The sequence below is a fragment of the Streptomyces sp. NRRL S-37 genome (assembly GCF_000721605.1).
In the GTDB taxonomy this organism is placed as follows: Bacteria; Actinomycetota; Actinomycetes; order Streptomycetales; family Streptomycetaceae; genus Streptomyces.
This window is the reverse complement of record NZ_JOIZ01000004.1, coordinates 106,681-125,806: the sequence shown is the minus strand read 5'-3', so window position 1 is coordinate 125,806 and position 19,126 is coordinate 106,681. Positions and strand designations below refer to the sequence as shown.

The window sequence follows — 19,126 nt, the reverse complement described above, 5'->3', positions numbered from 1 at the left end:
GAGTGTGACACGGGGGTTCCCGGGAAGGCGCGTCGGGTGCCTTGCACAAAAACTGTGAGGAAATCCATAGAAGCTCAGGAAAAGCTCAAGTAACGATCCGGAATCAAAGGTTTCCGAATTCTTTCTCCTCCGTTTCACTGGTCCGGCTCGTACCCGTTCGTACGGGGACTGCCCCACCGGCGCAAAGGAAAACCACCCCATGACTTCGCAGCCGACCCTCACCAAGCCCGAGGACGATCCCGGAAAGCCCGGCGATCCCGGGACACCGGGAGATTCCGGACTCCAGGCCGGGCTCAAGAACCGCCATCTGTCGATGATCGCCATCGGCGGTGTGATCGGGGCGGGCCTCTTCGTCGGTTCCAGCTCCGGCATCGCGACCGCCGGCCCCGGCATCCTCCTGTCGTACGCCCTCGTCGGCACGCTCGTGGTGCTGGTGATGCGGATGCTCGGGGAGATGTCCGCGGCCAACCCGACCTCCGGGTCCTTCTCCGCGCACGCCGACCGGGCGCTCGGGCCCTGGGCCGGGTTCACCATCGGCTGGCTCTACTGGTTCTTCTGGGTCGTCGTCCTCGCGGTCGAGGCGACCGCCGGTGCCGCGATCCTCGAAGGGTGGATACCGGCCGTTCCGCAGTGGGGCTGGGCGCTCATCGTGATGGTGGTGCTGACCGCCACCAACCTGGTCTCCGTGGGTTCCTACGGCGAGTTCGAGTTCTGGTTCGCCGGGATCAAGGTCGTCGCCATCGGCGCGTTCATCGTCGTCGGCGGGCTGGCCGTCTTCGGCGTGCTGCCCGGCGTCGACAGCGACCAGGCGGGCCTGGCCAACCTCACCGAGCACGGCGGTTTCCTGCCGAACGGCGCCGGCGCCATCCTCACCGGCATCCTGCTCGTCGTCTTCTCCTTCATGGGCAGCGAGATCGCCACGCTGGCCGCCGGTGAGTCGGAGGACCCGCAGCGCGCCGTCACCAAGGCGACCAACAGCATCATCTGGCGGATCGGCGTCTTCTACCTCGGCTCGATCCTCGTCGTGGTCTGTCTGCTGCCGTGGGACAGCAAGTCCATCACCGAGGACGGCTCGTACGTCGCCGCCCTGGACTCCCTCGGCATCGCGCACGCCGGTCAGATCATGAACTTCATCGTGCTGACGTCCGTGCTGTCCTGCCTCAACTCCGGCCTCTACACGGCCTCCCGGATGGCCTTCTCGCTCGGCCGGCGCGGGGACGCGCCGAAGTCGTTCGCCCGGACCACGGACCGCGGTGTGCCGCGCACGGCGATCCTCGTGTCCGTGGTGTTCGGCTTCGTCGCCGTCTTCTTCAACTACAAGTTCCCGGACTCCGTCTTCCTCTTCCTCGTCAACTCCTCCGGCGCGGTCGCGCTGTTCGTGTGGCTGGTGATCTGCTTCTCGCAGCTGCGCATGCGGAAGATCATCGAGGCGGAGGCGCCGGAGAAGCTGGTCGTGCGGATGTGGCTGTACCCGTACCTGACGTGGGCCAGCGCCGCGCTGATCGTGTTCGTGCTCGGTTACATGCTGACCGACACCGAGCACGACGGGCGTACGACGATGCTGCTGTCGCTGCTGGTCGCCGCGATCGTGCTCGTCATCGCCGTCGTCAAGCAGCGGGTGGCCGGGCCTCTCGCCGTAGAACCCGGGAGATCACCGCTTGTTGGCGAACTTCCAGGCCGTCGGCAGCACGCCCATCGCCAGGGCCGCCTTCAGGGCGTCGCCGACGAGGAACGGGGTGAGGCCGGCCGCGATCGCGGCGGAGGCGGACATGCCGGTGGCGAGGGCCAGGTAGGGCACGCCGACGGCGTAGACGACCGCCGAGCCGAGCACCATGGTGCCCGCCATGCGCCAGGCGGAGCGGTCGGCGCCGCGGCGGGCCAGGGCGCCCACGACGACGGAGGCCAGCAGCATGCCGAGGACGTAGCCGAACGACGGCATCGCCGTCCCCGACCCGCCCTCCGCGAACCACGGCACGCCGGCCGCGCCCGCCAGCGCGTACACCGCGAGGGAGACGAATCCGCGGCGGGCGCCGAGGGCGGTGCCGACGAGGAGCGCCGCGAAGGTCTGGCCGGTCACCGGCACCGGGGAGCCGGGGACGGGCACCGCGATCTGGGCGGCGAGGCCGGTGAGCGCGGCGCCGCCGAGCACGAGCGCGGCGTCCCGGACACGGGAGGCCGGGACGAGGTCCGCGAGGACCTGGCCGGATCGGGCGGACGTGACGGTGGCGGTGCTCATGAGGTCTCCACGGGGTGAGGGCAGTTGGGGACACCGCGACGCTATACCGGCGCCCGCGCGCCGATCACCGTCAGCGCTCGACAAAGGCGCCGACGCGGTCTTGGTGGGCTCCTGACAAAGGGCGGGGAGGGGAGGGTCGCGAGGTGACACCGGTCACTGAGGTGACGTGGTTTCGCCGGTGCACGGCCGGGGAACGGCGGCTGTAGGGATCCGCCAAACGGGCCGGGCGGCATCCCGCGCGACGGCCGCCAAGTAACCGGAATATCACCCTCCGCATGACACGTGTCCACATGCCGGTCGGCCTCCCCGTGCACGGAGGAAGGCCGACCAGACTGGGGGACGTTTTGCCGTCTCCCGCATTGGACGAGTCACGCCCATGCCCCGCACCTCTGTCGAGACGCCCCCGCAGGCGGACGACGTCTCCCTCTCGCACGGCCTGAAGCAACGCCATCTGTCGATGATCGCCCTCGGCGGGGTGATCGGCGCCGGGCTGTTCGTCGGCTCCGGGACGGCCATCGCCGCCGCCGGCCCGTCCGTCGTCGTCGCCTACGCCCTCTCCGGTCTTCTGGTGATGCTGGTGATGCGGATGCTGGGCGAGATGTCGGCCGCGTACCCGTCGTCGGGCTCCTTCTCCGCGCACGCCGAGCGGGCGTTCGGGCCCTGGGCGGGGTTCACCGTGGGCTGGTCGTTCTGGGTGCTGCTGTGCACGGCGGTCGGCCTGGAGGGCATCGGCGCCGCGACGATCGTCACCGGCTGGCTGCCGGGCACGCCCGCGTGGGCGTGGGTGGCGCTGTTCATGGTGGTGTTCTGCGGGACGAACCTCGCGGCGGTGCGGAACTTCGGCGAGTTCGAGTTCTGGTTCGCGGCCCTCAAGGTCGGAGCGATCTCCCTGTTCCTGGTGCTCGGCGGGCTGGCGATCGCCGGCGTGCTGCCGGGCACGGACTCCCCGGGCACCTCCCACCTCACCGACTTCCTCCCCCACGGCGGCGAGGGCCTGGTGATCGGACTGCTCGCCTCCGTCTTCGCGTACGGCGGTCTGGAGACGGTGACCATCGCGGCGGCCGAGTCGCGGGACCCGGTCAAGGGCGTGGCGGGCGCGGTCCGTACGGCGATGTGGCGGATCGCGCTGTTCTACATCGGCTCGATGGCGGTCGTCGTCACCCTGGTCCCGTGGGACTCCCCGGCGGTGGTCGAGGACGGCCCGTACGTCGCCGCCCTGGACCGCCTCGGCATCCCGGGCGCCGACCAGATGATGAACGTCGTGATCCTGGTGGCGCTGCTGTCCGCGATGAACGCCAACGTCTACGGCGCCTCGCGCATCGGCTACTCGCTGGTCGAGCGCGGGCACGGCCCGAAGGCGCTCGGCCGGGTGTCGGGCGGGGTGCCGCGGGTCGCCGTACTGGCCTCCTCGGCCTTCGGCTTCCTGTGCGTGCTGCTGAGCTACTGGCGGCCGGACGACGTCTTCGCCTGGCTGCTGAACACCATCGGCGCGGTGATCCTGGTCGTCTGGATCTTCATCGCCGTCTCCCAGCTGCGGCTGCGCCGCCGGCTGGAGCGCGAGGCGCCGGAGCGGCTCACGGTGCGGATGTGGGCGTTCCCGTGGCTGACGTGGGTGGCGCTGGCCGGCATGGCGGCGGTCTTCGTCCTCATGGCCCGGGAGCCGGACACGCGGGTGCAGCTCTGCTCGACGGGCGCGATGACGCTGCTCCTGGCGGCCGGGGGATACGCCTGGCAGCGGACGCGCGCCCGGGACTGACGCCCGCCCCGACGGCCCTCGCGTGACCACGCGGGGGCCGTTTCGCGTCCCGGGGGCTCACGGACGGCCCTTTCCGCTGTTAGCGTGTAGTTGCAAGTCATGCGCAATAAGCGTCCTGCCTCGTGATCGTCTTCTCACCGTTCACCCGGCAGGCGGAAAAGAGGAAGCCCCCGCGAGGACAGGACTCGCGGGGGCTTCCGGTATGCGGCGATCCGGGTCATGGTGGCGCAATGGCGACACAGCGGACGATGAAGGATTACTGCTGGACCTGTGGCGGGGACCAGCAGCACCGTCAGCTCACCAGGAAGGAGGAGGACTGGCTCAAGGAACGGCTCGGCCGGTCCGGGGTCGGCGAGTTCTGGCTCTGTGTGAACGTGCTCGACCCCGACACCGGCAAGCAGTGCCGCAACCTGCGCACGGGCTTCAACAAGAAGCCCTTCGCCGCGCCGATCAAAGTGCCCGTGATCGACTGATCGTCACAGGTTGCTGAAGTCCGGCCCCTTCGTGCGGGTGCGCTTGATCTCGTAGAAGCCGGGGACCGAGGCCACCGCGAGGGTGCCGTCCCACAGACGGGCGGCCTCCTCGCCCTTGGGCGCGGGGGTGACGACCGGGCCGAAGAAGGCGATCTCCTCGCCGTCGGGTCCGGGGACCGCGATGACCGGGGTGCCGACCTCCTGGCCCACCTTCTCGATGCCCTCCTTGTGGGAGGCGCGCAGCTCGGCCTCGTAGGGGGTGGAGTCCCAGTGCTCCATGAGGGACTCGGGCAGGCCGACGTCCTTCAGGGCGGCGGCGACCGTCTCCTTCTCCGGGCCCTCGCCCTGGTTGTGGATGCGGGTGCCGAGCGCGGTGTAGAGGTCGTCGAGCACCTCCGCGCCGTGCTCCTGCTGGGCCGCGATGACCACCCGGACCGGACCCCAGGCCTTGGCCTCGAGCCACTCGCGGTATTCGGCGGGGAGCTCGTCGAGCTTGTCCTCGTTGAGGACGGCGAGGCTCATCAGGTGCCAGCGGACCTCGATGTCCCGCTCCTTCTCCACCTCCCGCACCCAGCGGGAGGTCATCCAGGCCCAGGGACATGACGGGTCGAACCAGAAGTCGACGGGCGTGGCGGTCGTCTTGTCCGGCATATCGCTCCTCGGAGAAGGAAAAGATCCTCTCCGGAAACAGCGTGAGGGACCCTGGCCATTCCCGCCCGCCCTGTATCAGGAGTGCATGGCAGGATCGGTCCTGATCATCCATGTCGACGACGCATGAGGAGTCCGCCCGTGCCCGGTGAGAACCTGACCCGCGACGAGGCCCGGGAGCGGGCAGCCCTGCTGTCCGTCGACGGGTACGAGGTGTCCCTGGACCTGCGCTCGGCGGTCGGCGAGCACAGCGGCGAAGGGCCGCGCACCTTCCGCTCCGTCACCACCGTCCGGTTCCGCTGCGCCGAGCCGGGCGCGAGCAGCTTCGCGGACCTGATCGCGCCGGCCGTCACGGCCGTCTCCCTCAACGGACGCGACCTCGACCCCGGCCAGGTCTTCGACGGCTCGCGGATCCTGCTGGAGGACCTGGCCGCCGAGAACGAGCTCGTCGTCGACGCGCGGTGCGCCTACTCCCGCACCGGCGAGGGCATGCACCGTTTCGTCGACCCCGAGGACGGCGAGGTGTACCTGTACACCCAGTACGAGCCGGCCGACTCCCGCCGCGTCTTCGCCAACTTCGAACAGCCCGACCTCAAGGCGCCCTACCGCTTCGAGGTGCGCGCCCCCGAGGGCTGGACGGTGTGGAGCAACGGGGCCGGTGAGCTCACCGACGGGGTGTGGCGGTTCGCGGAGACCAAGCCGATCTCGACGTACATCACGTGCGTGGTGGCCGGCCCGTACCACTACGTGACCGACTCCTACGAGCGGGTCTTCGAGGACGGCACCCGTCTGGAGATCCCGCTCGGCGCGATGTGCCGCAAGGGTCTCGCCCCGCACTTCGACGCCGACGACGTGTTCCTGGTGACCAAGCAGGGCCTGGACTTCTTCCACGACCACTTCGACTACCCGTACCCGTTCGGCAAGTACGACCAGGCGTTCGTGCCCGAGTACAACCTGGGCGCGATGGAGAACCCGGGGATGGTGACCTTCCGCGAGGAGTTCATCTTCCGGGGGAAGGTGACGCGGGCGTCGTACGAGGGCCGGGCCAACGTCATCCTGCACGAGATGGCGCACATGTGGTTCGGCGACCTGGTCACCATGGAGTGGTGGGACGACCTGTGGCTGAAGGAGTCCTTCGCGGACTTCATGGGCGCGTTCTCGCTGGTCGGGGCGACCCGCTTCACCGACGGCTGGGTCACCTTCGCCAACCGCCGCAAGGCGTGGGCGTACCGCGCGGACCAGCTCCCCTCCACGCACCCGATCACCGCCGACATCCGCGACCTCCAGGACGCCAAGCTCAACTTCGACGGCATCACCTACGCGAAGGGCGCCTCGGTGCTCAAGCAGCTGGTGGCGTACGTCGGCCAGGACGCGTTCCTGGAGGGCGCCCGGCGCTACTTCAAGCGGCACGCGTACGGCAACACGCGCCTCGGTGACCTGCTGTCCGTCCTGGAGGAGACCAGCGGGCGGGACATGGCCGCCTGGTCGCGGGCCTGGCTGCAGACGGCCGGCGTCAACTCCCTCACCCCGCAGGTGCTGCTGCGTGAGGACGGCCGGGTCGACGAGCTGGCGATCGTGCAGGAGGCCGCCGAGTCGCACCCCGAACTCCGCCCGCACCGGGTCGCGGTGGGCCTGTACCGGCGTGACGACTCCGGCACCCTGGAGCGGTACGCGCAGGCCGAGACGGACGTCGAGGGCGCGCGTACGGTCGTGGCGGAGCTGGCGGGCGCCGAGGCGCCGGACCTGGTGCTGGTCAACGACGACGACCTGACGTACTGCAAGACGCGGTTCGACGAGACCTCGCTGGCCACCCTGCGCGACGGCCTGGGTGACCTCACCGACCCGCTGGCCCGCGCCCTGTGCTGGTCGGCGCTGTGGAACATGACACGGGACGCGCTGCTGCCGGCCCGGGAGTTCATCGGCCTGGTGGTGAGGTTCGCGGGCCAGGAGACCGACATCGGCGTGCTGCAGATGCTGCATGCGTGGGCGGAGTCGGCGGCGGTGCACTACACCGCGGCCGAGCGGCGGGCGGAGGCCGGACGGGAGCTCTCCCGGAACGCCTCCGCCCGGATGCACTCCGCCGAGGCGGGCAGCGAGCACCAGCTCGCGTGGGCACGGTTCTTCGCGCGCGTGGCCGACGCGCCGGCCGACTTCGAGCTGCTGACCTCGCTGCTCGACGGCACGGTGACCCTGCCGGGCCTGGACGTCGACCAGGAGCTGCGCTGGGTGTTCCTCGAGCCGCTGGCCGCGCACGGCGCGGCGGACGAGAAGCGGCTGGACGCGGAGCTGGCCCGCGACGACACCGCGTCCGGCAAGCGGCACCACGTCCGCTGTCTGGCCGCCCGCCCGTCGGCCGCGGTCAAGGCGCGGTGCTGGGCGCAGGTCGTGGAGTCCGACGCGCTGTCCAACGCGCTGGTGGAGGCCACCATCTCGGGCTTCGCCCAGGCGTCCCAGCGGAAGCTGCTCGCGCCGTACACGGAGAAGTACTTCGCGGCGATCGAGCGGGTGTGGACCGAGCGGTCGATCCAGATCGGCATGGACGTGGTGCGGGGCCTGTTCCCCTCCTTCCAGGACTCGCAGGCGACGCTGGACGCGACGGACGCGTGGCTGACGTCCCACGAGGACGCGGCCCCGGCCCTGCGCCGCCTGGTCCTGGAGTCCCGCGACGACCTGGCCCGCGCCCTGCGCGGCCAGGCCTGCGACGCGGCCGCCGCCGGCCGCTGAGTGCCGCGAGAGGCCGTTCCGGCACCGTTACAACAGACCCGTAACCCCTGGCCCGCCCCCGGGCGGACCAGGGGTTCTCGGTATCCGAACACGCGTCCTTTAGTGCGCCCTTGTCCCCATTTGTCGACGAGCCTGTAACAGGGGTTCCAAGACGGCCCGGAGGCGGGAAATTGCCGGGCATGAACCACAACACCCCGCTCTCCCCCCGCCCCCTGCACCACCTCTCCACCAGCGCCGGACGCCGGGTGCTGACCCACGCGCAACTGCGCGCCCACGGCGTCTCGGCCGCGCAGGCGAGCGAGCAGTGCCGCCCCGGCGGGCCCTGGCTGCACCTGCTCCCGGGCGTCGTCCTGCTCCACCCCGGCCCGCCGACCAGCGAGGAGCGGCTGCACGCGGTGCTGCTGTACGCGGCACGGGAGCGGACCGCGGGCGTCCCCGTCCAGCCCGGTACGGAGGGCCCTCCCGCGTCCGCCTACGGGGAGGCGATGATCACCGGACTGGCCGCGCTGACCCTGCACGGCTTCCCGTCCGCTCCCCCGCTGCCGTCCCTGGACGCCTTCGACGTCCTGGTCCCGCGGCTGCGCCGGCTGCGCTCGACGGGCTGCGCCCGGATCGTCCGCACCCCCGAGCTGCCCGTCCCGGAGCAGGTCACAGGCCTGCCGGTGGCCCCGGCCCCGCGTGCGCTGGCCGACGCCGTGGCGGGCCTGCAGGACGCGGACACGGTACGCCGGCTGCTCACGGAGGCGGTGCGCGGCGGCTTCTGCGACCCGGCGGCGGTGGTGTGCGAGCTGACCGCCGCGAAGCTGCTGAACCGGCCGCACGTGGTGGACGCGGTGGACTCGCTGCTCGCCGAGGGGCGGACGCTGGCGGAGTCCCGGCTGTACCGGATGGTGCGCGAGTACGGCCTGCCCGACCCGTGCTGGAACGTCGACCTGCGGCTGCCGGGCGGACCGCACCTCGGCGGCGTGGACGCGTACTGGCCGGAGCACGCGGTGGCGGTGGAGCTGGACACCCGCGCGCCGCGTCCGGGCCGGCGGGCCGACGACGAGGCCGAGTGGTCGGAGTACGCCCGCAAGCGCGAGCACCTGGAGCGCCTCGGCATCACGGTCGTCCACATCACCCCGCGCAAGCTCCGGGACGCGATGGAGCAGCAGGCGGCGGTGGTCCGTACGGCGCTGATCGCCTCGGCCGACCGCGACCCGTCGGCGTATGTGGTGGTGCTGCCCCGGTAGAGGGGGCGGGGCAGCACCGTCAGGAGGGGGTCGGAGGGGGCCGCTGGAAGGAGGCAGGAGGGACCGCGGGCGGGCCGGCGGGGTCGCCGCCGGCCGCGGTGGTTGACCGGGTTTCGGCCTTTCCCCGGGGGGCGGCCCGGTGGCGCGGTCCTCCGGGCGCCGGCCGGGTCCGCGCACGCGCCTTTCCTACGCGGACTCCACCCGCCCCGCCGCCGGACGCTCCCGCCACAGCCGCAGCCCGATGTCGACCATGCGGACGCGGACCAGGTCCGGGACGGCGTCCAGGGGCTGCCAGGCGGCGAGGTCGGTGGAGCCGCCGATCTCGTTGCGCAGTTCGCCGCCGGTGATCCGGCCCTCGTAGACCAGCCGTACGCCGTGGTGGTCGACGGAGCGGCCGAAGCGGGCGGGGAAGGTGCGGCGGGTGGAGTTCACCCCGAGCAGTCCGGTGACCTCGATGCGGTAGCCGGTCTCCTCCTCGACCTCCCGCCGCACGGTGTCGTAGGGGTCCTCGCCGTGCTCCATGCCGCCGCCCGGCAGCACCCACTCGGGCACGCCGCCGGGACCCGGTGACCGGGCGAGCAGGAACTGTCCGTCGCGCACCACCACGGCGTAGGCCGCCACCCTCAGATTCCGTCGCATCCAGGGACGGTAACCCGGCGGCCGGTACCGCGCGGGCCACATGGGCGACTTGTCGCCTTCCGCACCTCATCTCCCCATAAGGGAACCGGGGGTTTTCCCCATACATCCATTTCGGCTCGGTCAACTCTCGCCAAACAGCCACCCCTTGCGTAAGGCTCAACGATCGTCCGGAATCGCGTTCCGGACCATCGCGACCAGGGCCGATCGGCTCCGGTCGCTCCACGATCGTTCCTTTACTTACAAGGGATGCCGATGACCCACTCCCCTCAGCGCGAACCGATACCGGGCGCCAGACGCGTGGCCCGTATCGCCGTGGCCGCCGGCCTCGTCGCCGCGCTCTCCGCGGCCGGGCCGATCCCCCTGGCCATGGCCGCCGACACCCCGCCCGCCGCGCCCGCCGACGCGGACGTCAAGTCCGCGCACGACAAGCTCGGCGCGGACGACGCGGACCTGCTCGCCGAGGCCAAGGCCGACGGCGCCAAGAACGTCACGATGATGATCGCCACCGCGCCCGGGAAGACCGAGCAGGTCGCCGAGCAGCTCGACGCGGTCAAGGGCGGTTCGGTCGGCCGCACCCACGACGAGCTCGGCTACGTCCGGGCCACCGTCCCCACCGGCAAGGCGGACGCGGCGATCGCCGCCGCCACCAAGCTCTCCTCCGTGCACGGCGTCGACCTGCGCGAGGAGATCCCGCTGGACGACCCGACGCCGAGCGCGGACACCGCGAAGCGGGCCGGCGGCAAGGACCGCGGGCACGGCGACCGCGCCTACCCGGCTCCCGGCAAGCGGACGCCCGCGAAGAACCCGTACAACCCGTCCTTCGAGACCGGTGCCGTCGAGTTCGTCGAGGACAACCCGAAGGCCGACGGCCGCGGGGTCACCATCGGCATCCTCGACTCCGGCGTCGACCTCGGCCACCCGGCGCTGCAGAAGACCACCACCGGCGAGCGCAAGATCGTCGACTGGGTGACGGCGACCGACCCGATCGTGGACAGCGACCAGACCTGGCGCCCGATGGTCTCCTCCGTCTCCGGTCCCACCTTCACCTACGGCGGCAAGACCTGGCAGGCGCCCGCCGGTTCGTACCGGATCAGCACCTTCCTGGAGTCGTACACCACCGGCGGCGACGCCAAGGGCGACGCCAACCGCGACGGCGACACCACCGACTCCTGGGGCGTCCTCTACGACGCCGCCGCCGGCACGGTCCGCGTCGACCTGAACAACAACCAGGACTTCGGCGACGACACCCCGATGAAGCCGTACAAGGACGGCTTCCAGGTCGGGTACTTCGGCACCGACGACCCGAGGACCGACATCGCCGAGCGCCAGCCGTTCGTCGTGGAGATCCGCAAGGACGTCCCGATGGACCCCTACGGCGGTGACTGGACCGGCAAGACGGCCGACTTCGTCAACATCGGTGTCATCGAGTCCGAGCACGGCACCCACGTCGCCGGCATCACCGCCGCCAACGGCCTGTTCGGCGGGAAGATGGACGGCGCCGCCCCCGGCGCGAAGATCGTCTCCTCGCGCGCCTGCACCTGGTCCGGCGGCTGCACCAACGTCGCGCTCACCGAGGGCATGATCGACCTCGTCACCGAGCGCGGCGTCGACATCGTCAACATGTCCATCGGCGGCCTGCCGGCGCTGAACGACGGCAACAACGCCCGCGCCGAGCTCTACACCCGCCTGATCGACACCTACGGCGTCCAGCTGGTGATCTCCGCGGGCAACTCCGGCCCCGGCGCCAACACCATCGGCGACCCCGGTCTGGCCGACAAGGTCATCTCCGTCGGCGCGTCCGCCTCCAAGGAGACCTGGGCCGCCAACTACGGCTCCGCGGTGAAGACCAAGTACGCCATGATGCCGTTCTCCTCGCGCGGTCCGCGTGAGGACGGCGGCTTCACGCCGACGCTGGTCGCGCCCGGCGCGGCGGTCAACACCATCCAGACCTGGATGCCGGGCGCCCCGGTCGCCGAGGCCGGCTACGACCTCCCGGCCGGCTACGGCATGCTCCAGGGCACCTCGATGGCCTCCCCGCAGGCCGCCGGCGCCTCCGCGCTGCTGCTGTCCGCCGCGAAGCAGAAGCGCATCGACCTCACCCCCGCGGACCTGCGCACCGCCCTCACCTCCACCGCCGAGCACATCAAGGGTGTGCAGGCCTACGAGGAGGGCGCCGGCCTCATCGACATCGAGGACGCCTGGGACGCCATCCGCGACGGCGCCACCGCGCACGACTACACGGTGAAGGCGCCGGTCGACACCGCGATCGACCAGTTCCTGAAGACGCCCGGCTTCGGCACGGGCCTCTACGACCGTGAGGGCGGCCTGAAGGCCAGGCAGAAGAAGACGTACGACATCACGATCACCCGTACGTCCGGCCCCGACCGTGCGATCCGGCACGAGCTCGACTTCGAGAACGACGGGGACCACACCTTCCGCATCGTCGGTGACGACGACGTCCGGCTGCCGCTGAACGAGCCGGTCACCGTCAAGGTCCAGGCCGCGCCGCGCTCGGCCGGCATCAAGAGCGCGATCCTGGAGGCCGACGACCCGCGCACCGAGGGCGTCGACCAGCAGATCCTCACCACCGTGGTCGTCTCCGAGCCGCTGGAGCACACCTTCTCCACGTCCGGCACGGCCCAGCGCAACGACACCACCTCCTACTTCGTCACCGTGCCCGAGGGCGCGAAGACGCTGGAGGTCGCGATGAGCGGGCTGAAGGACGGCAGCCAGACCCGGTTCATCGCCATCCACCCGTACGGTGTCCCGTCCGACAGCACCTCGACGCCGGACTGCTACAACAACTACAACGACGGCAACGGCTGCCGTCCCGACGTGCGGTCGTACCCGGACCCGCAGCCGGGCGTGTGGGAGATCGAGGTCGAGGCCCGGCGCACCTCGCCGCTGCTCGACAACCCCTACAAGCTGGACGTCGCCGTCCTCGGCGCGGCCTTCGACCCGGAGACCGTGACCGTGCCCGAGGCGAAGGTCGGCACCCCGGCCGCCGTCTCCTGGAAGGTGACGAACGAGTTCGCCGCGCTGGACGGCGAGCTGGTGGGCGGCCCGCTCGGCTCGTCGAAGACGGACCGTCCGGCCATCTCCACCGGTGACACCCGCACGACGACGGTCGAGGTGCCCGAGGGCGCCACCTCCCTCGACGTGGCCATCGGCAACGTCTCCGACGCCTCCGCCGACCTGGACCTGACGGTCTACGACGCCGACGGCAACCAGGTCGCCCAGTCCGCCGACGGCGACTCGGAGGAGTCGGTCTCCCTCGCCTCCCCGGCGGCCGGTACGTACACCGTGGAGGTCGTGGGCTACTCCGTCCCGGCCGGTTCCACGGACTACGACTACCGGGACGTGTTCTTCTCCGCCTCGCTCGGCTCCGTCACCGTCGACGGCTCCGCGCCGGTGGAGCTCGGCACGGGCGACTCGGCGACCGTCTCCGGCGACGTCACCGTCGCCGCGGCGGCCCCCGAGGGGCGTGCGTTCTTCGGACGCGTACAGCTGGTGAACGCGCGCGGCACGGTCGCGGGCGTCGGCAGCGTGGCGATCGAGAAGGTCACTCCGTAAGGAACCGGCCGGTTCGGTCAGGGGCGGGCGTCCGTTGCGGGCGCCCGCCCCTTCGTCGTGCTCAGCCGCAGGTGAGGGTGCGCGACTCGGGGAGCGAGGCGGTGATCCGGACCCGTTCGGGCGCGATGTCCGCCTCCCCGACGACCACCGTGTCCGGGTGGACGCCCTCGGCGGGCATACCGACCAGCACCTGGTCCCCCTCGTGCAGCGGGGCGTCACCGGCGGGGTCGTGGAGGAAGGTGACCTCGCCCTCGCCCTTGTAGTAGCGGCTCACCTTCAGCGTGACGCGTTCCACCCCGGTCCCCGGCATCCGGTCCGCCGTCAGCACGGTGCCCTCGGCGACGAGGCGGGCGCAGGCGAGGTAGCGGGGACTGCCGAAGGCGGCCCCGCCCGCGTCCTTCCCTCCCGCCTCCTGGGAGTCGGCCTGCGCGGCGGAGCTGCCCGCGTCCGAGTCGGCCGTTCCCCCGGTCTGCGTCACGAGCCACCCCATACCGACGACGACGGTGGCGGCAGCGGCGGCCACGAGGGCGCCGAGGGCGGCCTTGAGGGGCCGGCGCCGGCCGCGGTGCGGCCCGCGGGGGCCGCGGACGGTGCCGGGACGGCCGCCGGCCGGGTGCCTCACCGCCGGCCGGGCGGCCGGCGGCCCGTCCCCGGAGCGGGACCCGGCCTCCGGTTCCGGACCGGCCCCCGGCCCGCCGGCGAGCCGCCCGGCCCCGCCTCGCCCCGCCGGCGCACCGGCCCCTTCCCCGTCCGCCGTCTCCCCGGCGAGAGCGTCCCCGATCAACGCCAGCTGCTCCCGCAGCACGGCGACGTCGACGGCGGCCGCCCGGTGCGCGGCCACGACCCCCGGATCCTGCCGCGCCCGTACGGACAGAGGCTCGTCGAGAAGGACGGCCATCAACGCGTCCATACCGCCGGGGGCGGGACCGCCGCCGTCACGGCCCTCACGCACGGGGTCGCCGCCGCGACCGGCGGGCGCGGGGCCGCCGGCTTCGGGGTGGTCGTGCGTGGCGAGTTCTTCGTGGTTCGGGGTTTCGGGCCCGGCGGGGTTGCCGTGGGGCGGGTCCCGGTGTTCGTCGTGGGCCGGCATGTCAGACCACCTCGTCCTCGTGCAGGCGGGTGCGCAGGGCGCGTACCGCCGTGTGCAGCCTGCTCTTGACCGTGCCCTCCGGGACGCCGAGCTGCTCGGCGATGGACCGGACCGGCAGGTCGGCGTAGAAGCGCAGCACGACCACCTGGCGCTGCGCGTCGGGCAGCTCGTCCAGGCCGCGGGCCACGGCGAGGGAGAGCAGGCTGGTCTCCTCGCCGGAAGGGGCCGCCTCCGCCGGACGGAGCGCGGCGAGGCGCTCGCCCAGCCGCTCCTGGCGGCGCTTGGCCCGGTGCCAGTCCATGGCGAGGTTGGAGGCGACGACCGCCGCCCACGCCGAGACGTCCCGCGGCGCCTCCCGCCCGCTCGCGGCGCGTTCCAGCAGCCGCAGGCGGACCTGCTGCACCCCGTCCGGCAGGTCCGCCTGCGGTACCCCGCCCAGTGCGAGCACCGCCCGCACCCGGCGTTCCTGCGCCGCGTCCAGCGGGTCGTCGTCCGTGGCGACGTACGACGACCCCCGGCCGCGCCGGATCCTTCCGCGCAGCACCGGCCACCCCCTCACGCTGTTTCCCCTACGACGCCGCTTCCGCCCGGAACGTTCGGCCGGGCCCTCCGGAACCTGTCGAGGCGTACGTCACACCTTCGTGTGGGCGGGGGCGGGCCGGGCAGGGGACCTTGCGGTCAGCGACCCCCGCAGGCTGAATTCCTCCTGGTCAGCGGGGTGACGGCCGAAGGTCCGCAACCTCTGTGCACCGGTCCGTCGTCCCACTGTGCGGGCAGGACGGGCAAAGAATTGGACAGGCGGGCCGTGGTCGGCCGCATCATGGAAGAGCCTCGGCCAGGCATTCGGATACGAATCAGGACAGAACAGGGAGTCGCCGTGAGGGTCGGAATCGTCGGAGCCACCGGTCAGGTGGGCACGGTCATGCGCAGGATCCTCACGGAGCGGAACTTTCCGGTCACGGAGCTGCGCCTGTTCGCCTCGGCCCGCTCGGCCGGCACGGAGCTGGACGGCGTGACGGTGGAGGACGCGTCCACCGCCGACTACAGCGGCCTGGACATCGTGCTGTTCTCCGCGGGCGGCGCGACCTCGAAGGCGCTGGCCGAGAAGGTCGCCGCGCAGGGCGCGGTCGTGATCGACAACTCCTCCGCCTGGCGCAAGGACCCCGAGGTCCCCCTCGTCGTCTCCGAGGTGAACCCGCACGCGATCGCGAACCGCCCCAAGGGCATCATCGCCAACCCGAACTGCACGACGATGGCCGCGATGCCGGTCCTGCGTCCGCTGCACGCCGAGGCGGGCCTCGAGGCGCTGGTCGTCGCCACGTACCAGGCCGTCTCCGGTTCCGGCCTCGCGGGCGTGGCGGAGCTGCACGGCCAGGCGCGGAAGGTGATCGACGAGGCCGACAGGCTGACCCACGACGGCTCGGCGGTCGACTTCCCCGAGCCCGGCGTCTACAAGCGCCCCATCGCCTTCAACGTGCTGCCCTTCGCCGGGAACCTGGTCGACGACGGTCTGAACGAGACCGACGAGGAGCAGAAGCTGCGCAACGAGTCGCGCAAGATCCTGGAGATCCCCGAGCTGAAGGTCTCCGGCACGTGCGTGCGCGTCCCGGTGTTCTCCGGGCACTCCCTGCAGATCAACGCCCGTTTCGCCCGCCCGATCAGCGCCGAGCGCGCGACCGAGCTGCTGGCGGACGCCCCCGGCGTCGTCCTCACCGACATCCCCACCCCGCTCCAGGCCGCCGGCCAGGACCCGTCGTACGTCGGCCGGATCCGCCCCGACGAGACGGTGGAGCACGGCCTCGCGCTGTTCGTCTCCAACGACAACCTCCGCAAGGGCGCGGCGCTGAACGCCGTACAGATCGCGGAGCTGGTGGCGGCGGAGCTGAGCGCGTAACGCTCCGCGGGCATGACTGAGGGGGCGCCCACCGGTGGGCGCCCCCTCAGGGCGTTCAGAGCGCCAGGTGCCGCCGCGGCCGGCCCACCGGCTCCCGCATGGACCTTCACCCGAATGCGGGATCCCCGCCGGGCCCGTTCCGGCGGGGCCGACACAGGGGTATCCCCATGATCCGGCTCGGTCATCGCCTCATCCCGAGGTCGCGTGGAAGGATGGCGCAACCCACACATATCGAGGAGATGACCGCGTGCCTGGCACAAACCTGACTCGCGAAGAGGCGCGGCAGCGGGCGAAGCTGCTGACCGTTGACTCGTACGAGATCGATCTCGACCTCTCCGGCGCGCAGGAGGGCGGCACCTACCGGTCCGTGACCACGGTGCGCTTCGACGTCGCCGAGGACGGTGACGGCGCGGAGTCCTTCATCGACCTGGTGGCCCCCACCGTGCACGAGGTGACCCTCAACGGGGACTCCCTCGACCCCGCCGAGGTCTTCGCGGACTCCCGCATCGCCCTGCCCGGCCTGCTGAAGGGCCGCAACATCCTCCGGGTGAGCGCCGACTGCGCGTACACCAACACCGGTGAGGGCCTGCACCGGTTCGTCGACCCGGTCGACGACCAGGCGTACCTGTACACCCAGTTCGAGGTGCCGGACGCCCGCCGCGTCTTCGCGAGCTTCGAGCAGCCCGACCTGAAGGCGACCTTCCAGTTCACCGTGAAGGCGCCGGAGGGCTGGACCGTCGTGTCCAACTCGCCCACACCGGAACCGGTGGAGAATGTCTGGACGTTCGAGCCGACCCCGCGCATCTCGTCGTACATCACGGCGCTGATCGTCGGCCCGTACCACTCCGTGCACAGCGTCTACGAGAAGGACGGCCAGTCCGTCCCGCTCGGCATCTACTGCCGCCCGTCGCTGGCCGAGTTCCTCGACTCCGACGCGATCTTCGAGGTCACCCGGCAGGGCTTCGAGTGGTTCCAGGAGAAGTTCGACTACGCGTACCCGTTCGCCAAGTACGACCAGCTCTTCGTGCCGGAGTTCAACGCGGGCGCGATGGAGAACGCGGGCGCGGTGACCATCCGCGACCAGTACGTCTTCCGGTCGAAGGTGACGGACGCCGCGTACGAGGTGCGCGCGGAGACCATCCTGCACGAGCTGGCCCACATGTGGTTCGGCGACCTGGTCACCATGGAGTGGTGGAACGACCTGTGGCTGAACGAGTCGTTCGCCACCTACACGTCCATCGCCTGCCAGGCCGCCGCGCCCGGTTCGCGCTGGCCGCACTCGTGGACGACGTTCGCCAACTCGATGAAGACCTGGGCCTACCGCCAGGACCAGCTTCCGTCCACGCACCCGATCATGGCGGACATCCGCGACCTGGACGACGTGCTCGTCAACTTCGACGGCATCACGTACGCCAAGGGCGCGTCCGTGCTGAAGCAGCTCGTCGCGTACGTCGGTGAGGACGAGTTCTTCCGGGGCGTGCAGGCGTACTTCAAGCGCCACGCGTACGGCAACACGCGCCTGTCCGACCTGCTGGGCGCGCTGGAGGAGACCTCCGGGCGCGACCTGAGGACGTGGTCGAAGCAGTGGCTGGAGACGGCCGGCATCAACGTGCTGCGTCCGGAGATCGAGACGGACGCCGACGGTGTCATCACCTCCTTCGGCATCCGCCAGGAGGCCCCGGCGCTCCCGGCCGGCGCCAAGGGCGAGCCGACGCTGCGCCCGCACCGCATCGCGGTCGGCCTGTACGACCTCGACGAGGCGACCGGCAAGCTGGTGCGCGGCGAGCGCGTCGAACTGGACGTCGACGGTGAGCTGACGGCCGTGCCGCAGCTCACCGGCAAGCGCCGCCCGGCGGTGGTGCTCCTCAACGACGACGACCTGTCGTACGCCAAGGTCCGCCTGGACGAGGCCTCGCTGGCGTTCGTCACCGAGCACCTGGGCGACTTCGCGGAGTCCCTCCCGCGTGCCCTGTGCTGGGCCTCCGCCTGGGACATGACGCGGGACGCGGAACTCGCCGCCCGCGACTACCTGTCCCTGGTCCTGTCGGGCATCGGCAAGGAGTCCGACATCGGCGTCGTGCAGTCGCTGCACCGCCAGGTGAAGCTGGCGGTCGACCTGTACGCGGACCCGAACGCCCGCGAGGCCCTGCTGGCCCGCTGGACCGACGCCACGCTGGCCCACCTGCGGTCCGCCGAGCCGGCGAGCGACCACCAGCTCGCGTGGGCACGGGCGTTCGCGGCGACGGCCCGTACGCCGGAGCAGCTCGACCTGCTGGAGGGTCTGCTGGCCGGTACGCAGACCGTCGAGGGGCTGGCCGTGGACACGGAGCTGCGCTGGTCGTTCGTGCAGCGGCTGGCGGCGGTGGGCCGGTTCGACGAGGCGGAGATCGCGGACGAGTACGAGCGGGACAGGACGGCGGCCGGTGAGCGGCACGCCGCGACCGCCCGGGCGGCCCGCCCGACCGAGGAGGCCAAGGCGGAGGCGTGGGCCTCGGTCGTCGAGTCCGACAAGCTGCCGAACGCCGTCCAGGAGGCGGTCATCGCCGGCTTCGTCCAGACCGACCAGCGGGAGCTGCTGGCGCCGTACACGGACCGGTACTTCGAGGCGCTGGCGGACGTCTGGGAGTCCCGCTCGCACGAGATGGCCCAGCAGATCGTGGTCGGCCTCTACCCGTCGGTCCAGGTCTCGGGCGAGACCCTCGACAAGACGGACGCCTGGCTGGCCTCCGCCGAGCCGAACGCGGCCCTGCGCCGCCTGGTCTCGGAGTCCCGCGCGGGCGTGGAGCGCGCCCTGCGCGCCCAGGCGGCGGACGCGGCGGCGTCCTAGCCGGTACGCGCGTCGGGGGCGCCCGGTGCTTGTG

Annotated in this window: 12 protein-coding genes and 1 pseudogene; 8 read left to right on the top strand and 5 right to left on the bottom strand. The window is 71.7% G+C overall.

The window, feature by feature from the left end; all coding sequences use genetic code 11:
* Positions 1-199 precede the first annotated feature (199 nt).
* Positions 200-1,639 (top strand): annotated as a pseudogene (locus IH50_RS0106105) (amino acid permease); the annotation flags it as partial.
* A gap of 12 nt (positions 1,640-1,651) precedes the next feature.
* Here IH50_RS0106105 and IH50_RS39405 read toward each other — a convergent pair.
* The gene (locus tag IH50_RS39405) at positions 1,652-2,236 is read right to left on the bottom strand and encodes a biotin transporter BioY (protein WP_078913880.1); all 585 of its coding nucleotides are present in this window, start codon (positions 2,234-2,236) and stop codon (positions 1,652-1,654) included.
* A 376-nt stretch (positions 2,237-2,612) separates the two neighbouring features.
* On the opposite strand from IH50_RS39405, the gene IH50_RS0106095 reads away from it, so the two are divergent.
* Both IH50_RS0106095 and IH50_RS0106090 read left to right on the top strand, forming a co-directional pair.
* Entirely contained in the window at positions 2,613-3,992 is a 1,380-nt protein-coding gene (locus tag IH50_RS0106095) for an amino acid permease (RefSeq protein ID WP_030858088.1), read from the top strand.
* Positions 3,993-4,222: 230 nt separating this feature from the next.
* Positions 4,223-4,465, top strand: a complete 243-nt coding sequence (locus IH50_RS0106090; RefSeq protein WP_030858086.1) for a hypothetical protein — start codon at positions 4,223-4,225, stop codon at positions 4,463-4,465.
* 3 nt (positions 4,466-4,468) lie between these two features.
* Here IH50_RS0106090 and IH50_RS0106085 read toward each other — a convergent pair whose 3' ends face one another.
* Positions 4,469-5,116 carry a DsbA family protein gene (locus tag IH50_RS0106085; RefSeq protein WP_030858084.1) on the bottom strand — a complete coding sequence of 216 codons (648 nt, stop codon included), beginning with the start codon at positions 5,114-5,116 and terminating at the stop codon, positions 4,469-4,471.
* 138 nt (positions 5,117-5,254) lie between these two features.
* Here IH50_RS0106085 and pepN (IH50_RS0106080) point away from each other — a divergent pair, with 138 nt between their 5' ends.
* A complete protein-coding gene (gene pepN / locus IH50_RS0106080; RefSeq protein ID WP_030858082.1) occupies positions 5,255-7,837 on the top strand; it encodes an aminopeptidase N in 2,583 nt (860 codons plus the stop codon).
* A 179-nt stretch (positions 7,838-8,016) separates the two neighbouring features.
* Positions 8,017-9,069 carry a hypothetical protein gene (locus IH50_RS0106075; RefSeq protein WP_030858080.1) on the top strand — a complete coding sequence of 351 codons (1,053 nt, stop codon included), beginning with the start codon at positions 8,017-8,019 and terminating at the stop codon, positions 9,067-9,069.
* 186 nt (positions 9,070-9,255) lie between these two features.
* Here IH50_RS0106075 and IH50_RS0106070 read toward each other — a convergent pair whose 3' ends face one another.
* Positions 9,256-9,708, bottom strand: coding sequence for an NUDIX hydrolase (locus IH50_RS0106070; protein ID WP_199822052.1), 453 nt, complete (start codon positions 9,706-9,708; stop codon positions 9,256-9,258).
* A gap of 252 nt (positions 9,709-9,960) precedes the next feature.
* Between IH50_RS0106070 and IH50_RS0106065 the strand changes: the two genes are divergently transcribed.
* Positions 9,961-13,281 (top strand): S8 family serine peptidase, encoded by a 3,321-nt coding sequence (locus IH50_RS0106065; protein ID WP_030858077.1) that lies wholly within the window; start codon positions 9,961-9,963, stop codon positions 13,279-13,281.
* A 61-nt stretch (positions 13,282-13,342) separates the two neighbouring features.
* On the opposite strand, the gene IH50_RS0106060 is transcribed toward IH50_RS0106065, so the two are convergent.
* Both IH50_RS0106060 and IH50_RS0106055 read right to left on the bottom strand, forming a co-directional pair.
* Entirely contained in the window at positions 13,343-14,371 is a 1,029-nt protein-coding gene (locus IH50_RS0106060) for a hypothetical protein (protein ID WP_051767199.1), read from the bottom strand.
* 1 nt (position 14,372) lies between these two features.
* A complete protein-coding gene (locus IH50_RS0106055; protein ID WP_030858072.1) occupies positions 14,373-14,915 on the bottom strand; it encodes a sigma-70 family RNA polymerase sigma factor in 543 nt (180 codons plus the stop codon).
* A gap of 333 nt (positions 14,916-15,248) precedes the next feature.
* Between IH50_RS0106055 and IH50_RS0106050 the strand changes: the two genes are divergently transcribed.
* Positions 15,249-16,265, top strand: coding sequence for an aspartate-semialdehyde dehydrogenase (locus IH50_RS0106050; RefSeq protein WP_030858070.1), 1,017 nt, complete (start codon positions 15,249-15,251; stop codon positions 16,263-16,265).
* Between the two features lie 247 nt (positions 16,266-16,512).
* Complete coding sequence (gene pepN / locus IH50_RS0106045; RefSeq protein WP_030858066.1) at positions 16,513-19,092, top strand: aminopeptidase N; 2,580 nt, start codon at positions 16,513-16,515, stop codon at positions 19,090-19,092.
* The last annotated feature ends 34 nt before the right edge of the window (positions 19,093-19,126 follow it).

What these genes read in the sequence shown, in the direction of transcription:
- IH50_RS0106075 (WP_030858080.1), top strand. Translation starts at nt 8,017, where the DNA reads ATGAACCACAACACCCCGCTCTCCCCCCGCCCCCTGCACCACCTCTCC.
- IH50_RS0106070 (WP_199822052.1), bottom strand. Translation starts at nt 9,708, where the DNA reads ATGCGACGGAATCTGAGGGTGGCGGCCTACGCCGTGGTGGTGCGCGAC.
- IH50_RS0106065 (WP_030858077.1), top strand. Translation starts at nt 9,961, where the DNA reads ATGACCCACTCCCCTCAGCGCGAACCGATACCGGGCGCCAGACGCGTG.
- IH50_RS39405 (WP_078913880.1), bottom strand. Translation starts at nt 2,236, where the DNA reads ATGAGCACCGCCACCGTCACGTCCGCCCGATCCGGCCAGGTCCTCGCG.
- IH50_RS0106085 (WP_030858084.1), bottom strand. Translation starts at nt 5,116, where the DNA reads ATGCCGGACAAGACGACCGCCACGCCCGTCGACTTCTGGTTCGACCCG.
- IH50_RS0106060 (WP_051767199.1), bottom strand. Translation starts at nt 14,371, where the DNA reads ATGCCGGCCCACGACGAACACCGGGACCCGCCCCACGGCAACCCCGCC.
- IH50_RS0106095 (WP_030858088.1), top strand. Translation starts at nt 2,613, where the DNA reads ATGCCCCGCACCTCTGTCGAGACGCCCCCGCAGGCGGACGACGTCTCC.
- IH50_RS0106090 (WP_030858086.1), top strand. Translation starts at nt 4,223, where the DNA reads ATGGCGACACAGCGGACGATGAAGGATTACTGCTGGACCTGTGGCGGG.